Source organism: Shewanella sp. 11B5, assembly GCF_002836795.1.
Classification (GTDB): domain Bacteria; phylum Pseudomonadota; class Gammaproteobacteria; order Enterobacterales; family Shewanellaceae; genus Shewanella; species Shewanella frigidimarina.
Map to the genome: position 1 here is coordinate 1 of NZ_PJAP01001123.1, position 2,206 is coordinate 2,206.

Below are 2,206 nucleotides of genomic sequence, written 5' to 3' on the forward strand. Positions count from 1 at the left end.
TTGTTCATCAGCTAGCTGTGTGATCCCAATCGTCGATGGTGCTCCAACAGCACCTAATGGCCGTTGGTTTGCTCAAGGCGACAGCCCTGTGTCGGTATTGCTAGCTTTACAGGCTGGTACATTAAGCCAAGCTAACTTTTTTGCACAAGCATCTGATAACGGTGTAGATCCTCAAGCAGCATTGGGTAATCCTGCATTGCTTGCAGGTAAACAGTGGAAACTTGACGATGGTACTGCTGCAGATAAAACAAAACATTTAACCAAGTTTAACCCTATTCCGGCTATCAAAGGTTATGAAACTGTTTCAGTTCAAATTACCTTACCGAATGCGTCTAAGCTTGCAGCATTTACCGCTGCGCAAGGTGGAACTTTTGTCCCTCCAACAAGTGGTTGGCCAACAACAATCGCAATGCATGGTTTAGGTGGTGGTAAAGAAATGGCACTAGCTTATGCTGGTACATACGCAGCAGCTGGTGTTGCTACTATTGCGATTGATATGCCATTGCACGGTGCTCGTTCATTTGACTTGGACAAAGACGGCACTTATGAGATCTCTGCTACAGCCCCTGCATTTGGTCCTGTAGTAGGTACACCTGATGCGTTCACGAATGGTAATCCATTAGTGTTTGTTAACATTGCCAGCACATTAACTGTGCGTGACAATTTCCGTCAAGCAACTTTAGACCATTTAGGTTTAAGATTATTATTGACTGGAATGGCGCAACAACTCGCTGCGGCAAATCAACCTCAAGTATTTGATGTGTCTAAAATCAGTGCTCAAGGTTTGAGTTTAGGTGGCATTGTGGGCACTACGTTCTCTACTTATGCCAGTACTGGATTAGTTAATCCTATGACGGGTGATGCTTTGCCTAACGCTTATGCAATTAATGCAGCATCGTTAGTCGCACCTGCTGGTGGTTTAGCTGGAGCATTTGCGGGTTCTGCTGCATTTGGTCCACAGTTATTTGCCAATGTCACAGCCTCTAGTACGTTTGCCGCTCTCGTTACTGCTGCAAATACTGCAGGTTATGAGGAAGGTAGCGCCGAGTATGCTGCTTTAGTTCAAGCTGTGTATGCCGAGTTTATCCCGACATTTGCTTTTGCAGTGCAAACAGCAGTCGATTCTGCTGACCCAATTAACCATGGCGAAAAATTAGCTGCGACTGGTTTACCAGTGCATTTAATTGAAATAGTTGGCGATGGTGCAGGTAACTTAGGTGACCAAACATTACCTAACAGCGTTGAAGGTTTCCCATTATCGGGTACTGAACCGTTAATTGCCTCGCTAGCGCTAGGATGTGTAGATACAACTACACCGGGTTCTGGTGCTGTACGCTTCTCTAAAGGTCATCATAGTTCGATTGTTAGCCCTGGTGAAGTAGATGGCGTTACCGACGGTATGGCTGCTGCCGCGACTGTTGAAATACAGTCTCAAGTTGCAGGTTTTGCAAAATCAACGGGGTTAGGACAAGCAACGATTGTTGTGACTAATAGCGATGTGATCCAAAGCTGTAACTAATGCTTACTAATTAGTGCGCAATATCTTAAAAAACCCAGCAATTAGCTGGGTTTTTTATTGTCTACTTATTGGTTATTACTGTTAAAATACCGCGAGATTGTCATCCCTGTATGGAGCGAGTTTTGGAATTTTTATATGAATACGGCCTATTTTTAGCAAGAGCGGTAACCATTGTTGTCGCTATTCTAGCGGTAGTAATATTTGTGCTGGCGGCTAGCATGAAAAATAAATCTGATAAAGGTGAGCTAAGACTGACTGATATTTCAGATGAACTTATGCAGTTAAAGCATCAGTTGAAAGAAGAGTTACTGCCTAAAAAGCAATTTAAAGCCTATGAAAAGCAAGTAAAAGCAGCCGAAAAAGCTGCTGAGAAACAAAACTTAACCAAAGGCAAAGTATTCGTTATCGATTTTAAAGGCAGTATAGATGCCAATGAAGTCTCGTCATTACGCCAAGAAGTGACCGCAATTATAACCATCGCAGATAAAGACGACCAAGTGTTGGTCAATGTTGAAAGTGGTGGCGGCATGGTTCATGGATATGGCCTCGCTTCAAGCCAGTTAGACCGTTTGCGTCAAGCCAATATCCCGTTATCTATTTGCGTAGATAAAGTGGCTGCAAGTGGTGGTTATATGATGGCGTGTGTGGCTAATAAGGTTTACGCCGCACCGTTTGCAATAGTGGGCT

General features: G+C 43.8%; 2 protein-coding genes. Both read left to right on the plus strand.

Annotated elements, in window-relative coordinates; genetic code table 11:
- A partial coding sequence (locus CXF78_RS21015; RefSeq protein ID WP_374702311.1) for a VolA/Pla-1 family phospholipase occupies positions 1–1,519 on the plus strand: 1,519 nt, incomplete at its 5' end.
- A 122-nt stretch (positions 1,520–1,641) separates the two neighbouring features.
- On the plus strand, positions 1,642–2,206 hold a 565-nt coding region (gene sohB / locus CXF78_RS21020), incomplete at its 3' end, for a protease SohB (RefSeq protein ID WP_180957242.1).